Below are 5616 nucleotides of genomic sequence, written 5' to 3'. Positions count from 1 at the left end.
TATCATTATTACCCAATTATATTTATGCACAAAGGGGTATTGACAAAATCTACTCCTTTCTAACTTGTTACCAATGTTCCAGGCCTTTAGAAATTAGGTAATGGGACAGCAGCAGTCAGAAGTTGCTAGTTGGAAGTTACGAATTGAAAGTAGGGGCCGTTTCGCGCTATTCCTTAGAAACCGGGTTTCTGAGGAGATGTTTCGTTACCAGAGTCAATATTTTCGTAGAAACTGGGTTTCTTAGCAATAGTCCTATGGTACAAAACCGACTCTCCTTCACAAATCTTTACTAGGGAGTTTTGTACAAAGTCGATCGCTCCGAGGTCAACTTTTTTCTCTCAACCGGCCCCTACAAATCCCAAATCGCCACTTATCGGTTCGCGTGTTCTGCCAATAAAGCCTTCGCTCTCGGCTTGTAAATTAGATCAAACAGCGCTTCTATGTAGCGGAGCATATCTTCGCGGTTTTCCTGAGACGAGTAGTTCCAGAAACCGTAAGTCTTGGCCAGAGTCAGCAGCCTGCTAGTATGAATTTTCCAGGTATAGGTGCTGTAAACTCGGTCAATTCCTCGCGTTGAAATTTCATACCAATAGTTAGGATTTTGTTCGCATTTCGATAAAAAATCGAGAATCTTTTGGGCAGTTTTCTGGTGATTTGTCGGGTTGATATAAAACCCATTGACCCCATCTTGAATAATTTCCAGCGGGCCGCCAAACTGAGTCCCAAAAGTCGGAATACCGGTAATCATTGCTTCGAGAATTGTCAAGCCAAAAGCTTCAAATAAGGCTGGCTGAACAAATATACCTTGGCCGTCGGCAATTACCCGGTAGATTTCGCCGGACAGGCTTTTGGAAAGCCGCACTCCCCTGATTTGATTTTTTTTTATTTGACCTAAAAAATAGAGCGATACTATCTGAGTATCGCCCTATTTTTTGGGGCTGGTACTTTTTTTAATCTCATTGTAAAGTTTGCAATCAGAAATTACTATCCCTCAAATGACATAAAATTCCCCGTATTTGTGGCGAATGTAGCGGACAAAAGGATCGATAGTTAAAGGTGAACCGGTCACGCGATCGATCAATTCAACGGCAGTGTATTTGCGGCCGTGCTGGTAGATGTTTTGTTTGAGCCAGTCGTGGAGTAGAGTAAAGTTTCCCTGTTCTATTTGTACGGTAATTTCGGGATTGCTTTTGACTGCGGTTTCGTAGAATTGAGCGCTCATCAAGTTGCCGAGGGTGTAACCTTGGAACATTCCGCCGATCGTCCCGACGTACCAGTGAACATCCTGCATCGCACCATCGCTGTCGGTGGCGGGGACAACGCCGAGGTCTGTTTTATAACGTTCGTTCCAGGCTTCCGGGAGGTCTCGCACTGCTAGTTTGCCCTCTACCATTGCCAATTCTAGGTCAAAGCGGATGGCGACGTGGAGGTTGTAGGTTACTTCGTCGGCGTCGGTGCGGACGAGCGATCGCGATACTTTGTTAATTGCCCGGTAAAATGTGTCAGTGGATACCTGTCCCAACTGTCGCAAAAATACGCCTTGGAGTTGCGGGTAAAAACATTCCCAAAAACCGCGACTGCGCCCGACCAAATTTTCCCAAAGCCGCGACTGGCTTTCGTGCACGCCGGAGGAAATGCCGCCAGCCAGAAGCGTACCTTCAAATTCTGGGGAATTGCCGAGTTCGTAGAGGGCGTGTCCGGCTTCGTGGATGCTGCTGAACAAAGCTTGATCCAAGTGATCTTCGTAGACGCGGGTGGTGATTCGCACGTCGTCTATGGAGAAGTTGGTCATGAAGGGGTGGAGGGTGGTGTCTTGCCGTCCGCGCTGGAAATCATACCCCATCCGTTCTACGACTGTGCGGGTGAATTCTAGTTGCTGGGCTTCTGAGAAGTATTGATGCAAGCAGGAGTCGTCGGCGGCGGGTTGAGAGGCGATCGCTTCGACTATGGGGACTAATTCTTGACGCAGTTGGGCGAATAGGGGGCGCAGCAGGGATACTTTCATGCCGTAGTCGCTGCGATCGATCAAAGGATCGGCGATATGTTCGTATCCGGGGAAAAAGTCGGCGTATTGCCTGCTTAATTCTAGGGTTTTTTCGAGATAGGGTTCGACTTTTGCGAAGTTGTTGTCTGCTTTGGCCCTGGCCCAAGCTTCGTAGGAGTCGGCTTGGTGGCGGCAGAGTGCGGACATGAAGGCTGCGGGGACTCTGGCGGCGCGATCGTAGTCTCTGCGGGCGATGCGGATCAGGCTGGCTGGGATGGAGTCGTAGGGGAGGGCTTGTTCGTAGAAACGCAAGTCTTCTAGGAGTTCGCCTATTTTGGGGTCAGTAAATTTTTCGTGGGATATTTGTTTGAGAGTGGCCAACTGGCGGCCTCTGGCGGTTGCACCTTTGGCGGGCATATAAGTCGCCTGATCCCAATGCAGCAGCGACGAGGCTGATTCGATGTCAGTAACTTCTCTGAGGTGGGCTGCAAGTTGAGCAAATTTTGCTTGAGTTTTGTCTAGGGTTTGCATGATTGGCGTTGGAGGTACTGTTTTGCCTAAAAAGGTTACAGTGCGGCATTGGTATCCATCAATCATTGCTACCCTGAAATCAAGCTAAAAACCGCACTTCTTCCCGTATTGTACGCAATTTCGAGTCATTCTGGCAGAGTTCACGGTATTTCTTCGGATTGAGCTCGATCGCCCTTGATAAATTTTCGATCGCCTTGCTGGTGATGGTTGCTAAAGCTTCGGGGTTGTTTGTACCATCGCCTGCTGCTTTTTCTAGGAGGTAAATGCAAGCTTTTTGATAGTAAAGATTTGGGTCGTCGGGTTTGAGTGCGATGATTTTATCGTAGGACTCTCTGGCTTCGGTAAATCGTTGGATTTTTTTGAGGGCGACGGCGCGGTTGTACCAGGCTTCGGTGTTTTCTGGCTGCAACTCTACGGTTTTGTCCCAAGAGGCGATTGCTTCTTCAAACCGCTGTAAGTTGGCCAAGGCCAGGCCGCGGTTGTACCAGGTTTCGCTATCCTCTAGCTTGAGTGCGAGGGCTTTGTCCCAGGATGCAATGGCTGCTTCAAATTTTCCCATTTGGGCGATCGCGGTGCCGCGTTTGTTCCACACTTCGGGGGAATCCGGCCGCAGTTGCAGGGTTTTGTCGTAGGAGGCGACGGCTTCTGGGTAGAGTTTTTCGTCGGCTAGGGCGACGGCGCGGTTGTACCAGGCTTGATGCAAGTCTGGTTTTAGTTCTATTGCTTTGTCGTAGGAGGCGATCGCCGCTGTGTTTTGGCCGGAGGTTTTCAGGGCTAGCGCTCTATTGTACCAAGCTTCGGAGTAGTCTGCTTTGATGGCGATCGCTTTGTTGTAGGAGTTGATCGCTTCTGATAATTTTTCCAAATTTACCAGGGTGTTGCCGCGGTTCGTCCAAGCTTCGTGATAGTTTGGCTGGAGTTTGATCGCCTGTTCGTAGGAGGTGATGGCGTCTGAGAGTCTGTCGATCTTCCGCAAAATGTTGGCCCGGTTGTACCAGGCTTCTGGATTGTTTGGTTGAATTTTTAAAGATTGGTTGTAGGCCAATATGGCTTCGGGTAGCCGTCCCAATTTTCTGAGGGCTACGCCTTTGTTGTACCAGGCTTCGTAAAATTTTGGTTCGAGTTCGATCGCCTTTGACCACGATTCTAGCGCGGCTGACAAGCGTCCCATTGTTTCTAGGGCGTTACCGCGATCGTACAGTGTTTGAGCCTTTTGGGCGTTGACCGATCTCGATTGTTCCCCCGAGTCGATCGGCTTTTCTATGCTGGCTAATTTTTGCAAGGGGTTTCACCTCATTATTTTTTGTAAAATTGTCGTTTTTTCTTTATATTGATTAAGTTTTCGCTGTCGATCGCAATTGATCGATCGCCTATATTTGGTTATTTATCGCAATTTTATAGTAACTCTGCAATTTTTTCAACTTTTTCTAATCTATACGCAAGTTTGTTGTTTCTAGGTATAGATTAATACTATTTTTTTTAAATAAATTGCGTAGAAGCGCAAAAAGGGCGATCGCACTCAGGTATCACAAACCTCACCCAATATCTAATTTTCATCTATCTGCCATCACTGACTTAGAAAATTGCAGAGCTTTTCAGCAATTTGAGCCTGTGTATTTAATGATAATTCACCCAACTCACGTTGAACAACCACGGTAGAAACAGTCACCAGTTGATGCAGCCTGATAGTAGATGGTACCCGCAGCCCCGAAGCCTGAAAGTCGGGATGAGAAGCTTCTAACACGATATCTGTTTCCAGTAGATTTGTGGGCAAGCGACTTGTAATATAAGCAAGAATAACATGGCGTCGCGCTCCCAAAGGGTTAGTCAAACCAACTGCTGGACGCAGTTTGTTAGCCGATAAATCATCATAGGGAAACGGTACTAGGAAAATCTTACCCTTGGTCATGGAATGGTTTACCGTCAGCTATGGTATAAATGTCTTCTTCAGGGTCGAGAATCGAACCAAAATTAGGCTCTATCGCTACTGTTTTAATCCATTCTGAGTCGTGGAAGGGCAAGCCATCAGCTAAAGTGTAGATATCTTCCGCTGAGTCTCTCAGAGAATCAAAGGCTGGATTTGCGATCGCAGCTTTTAGCCATTCATATTCTTGTAGTTTTGCTTTGTCAATTAGGGCTGCTTCTAGTGCTTCCAGTCGCTTCAGGTCTGCATAAGTAATAATAGCAGCGATCGCCTTTCCTTCCTGTTCTATGACGATTCGTGCTCCAGTATCCTCGACATGGGCGATGAGTTCGGGAAATCTGTCATTGGTTACGGTGACATTTAGTTGAGTCATCTTTTACCTCGCTACTAATTCTTCTATCATATCGTGTCCGCTAGCTTCGGTTGAAGAGTATTTGTGATGCTGTAAGGGCGGGTTTTACCAACAATAATTGCCTCAAACCGACAATTTCATAAACCCGCCCGCACCCAAAGGTAAATCCCTATCCTTGAATCAAGGCTTGAAACCGAGTATGCGATCGAATGCTGTCAAAATCCGAGTCAGTTTCGGCCATTTCTCGGTATGTGTCAGGATTCAGATTGATGGCTTGCTGCAAATTCTGAATCGCTCTATCGATCTGACTGTGCAACGCATAGCAGCAAGCTTTATTATAAAATGCTGCGTGATAATCTGGTTGGATTTCTAAGGCTTTGTCGTAGGAGGCGATCGCTTCTTCAAATCTTCCTAAATTATTCAGTGCAAGGCCCCGATTGCTCCAGGCTTCATGAAAATCTGGTTTGAATTCTAAGGCTTTGTCGAAGGAGGCGATCGCATCTTCTAGCCTGCCTAAATTACCCAGTGTAATGCCCCGATGAATCCAGGCTTCGTGTTTATCTGGTTTAATTCCTAATGCTTTGTCGTAGGAGGCGAGCGCCTCTTCAAGCCTGCCTAAATTACGCAGTTCAACACCCCGATTGTACCAGGCTTCGTGTTTATCTGGTTTAATTCCTAATGCTTTGTCGTAGGAGGCGAGCGCCTCTTCAAGCCTGCCCAAATCACCCAGTACAATGCCCCGATTGTACCAGGCTTCGTGATAATCTGGTTTGATTTCTAAGGCTTTGTCGTAGGAGGCGAGCGCCTCTTCAAGCCTGCCTAAAT

General features: G+C 47.2%; 6 protein-coding genes. All 6 read right to left on the bottom strand.

The features are described 5' to 3' along the window. Positions 1–370 precede the first annotated feature (370 nt). Entirely contained in the window at positions 371–862 is a 492-nt protein-coding gene (locus QUA97_RS22040; RefSeq protein WP_442922561.1) for a glycosyltransferase, read from the bottom strand. Between the two features lie 129 nt (positions 863–991). After that, positions 992–2515 carry a carboxypeptidase M32 gene (locus QUA97_RS22035; RefSeq protein WP_333196062.1) on the bottom strand — a complete coding sequence of 508 codons (1524 nt, stop codon included), beginning with the start codon at positions 2513–2515 and terminating at the stop codon, positions 992–994. Between the two features lie 79 nt (positions 2516–2594). After that, complete coding sequence (locus tag QUA97_RS22030) at positions 2595–3797, bottom strand: tetratricopeptide repeat protein (protein WP_333196057.1); 1203 nt, start codon at positions 3795–3797, stop codon at positions 2595–2597. Between the two features lie 285 nt (positions 3798–4082). Continuing rightward, on the bottom strand, positions 4083–4424 hold the full coding sequence (locus QUA97_RS22025; protein WP_333196055.1) for a type II toxin-antitoxin system PemK/MazF family toxin: 342 nt from the start codon (positions 4422–4424) through the stop codon (positions 4083–4085). Continuing rightward, positions 4411–4812: a type II toxin-antitoxin system Phd/YefM family antitoxin gene (locus tag QUA97_RS22020; protein WP_333196052.1), complete on the bottom strand. Its 402-nt coding sequence runs from the start codon at positions 4810–4812 to the stop codon at positions 4411–4413. Before QUA97_RS22020 ends, QUA97_RS22025 begins: the two co-directional genes overlap by 14 nt. 148 nt (positions 4813–4960) lie before the next feature. Continuing rightward, a partial coding sequence (locus QUA97_RS22015; protein WP_333196050.1) for a tetratricopeptide repeat protein occupies positions 4961–5616 on the bottom strand: 656 nt, incomplete at its 5' end.

Origin of the sequence: Microcoleus sp. CZ3-B2 (genome assembly GCF_036705055.1) — a bacterium.
In the GTDB taxonomy this organism is placed as follows: domain Bacteria; phylum Cyanobacteriota; class Cyanobacteriia; order Cyanobacteriales; family Microcoleaceae; genus Microcoleus.
Note: the sequence above shows the minus strand (reverse complement) of the source record. Positions and strands in the feature narration are given on the sequence as shown.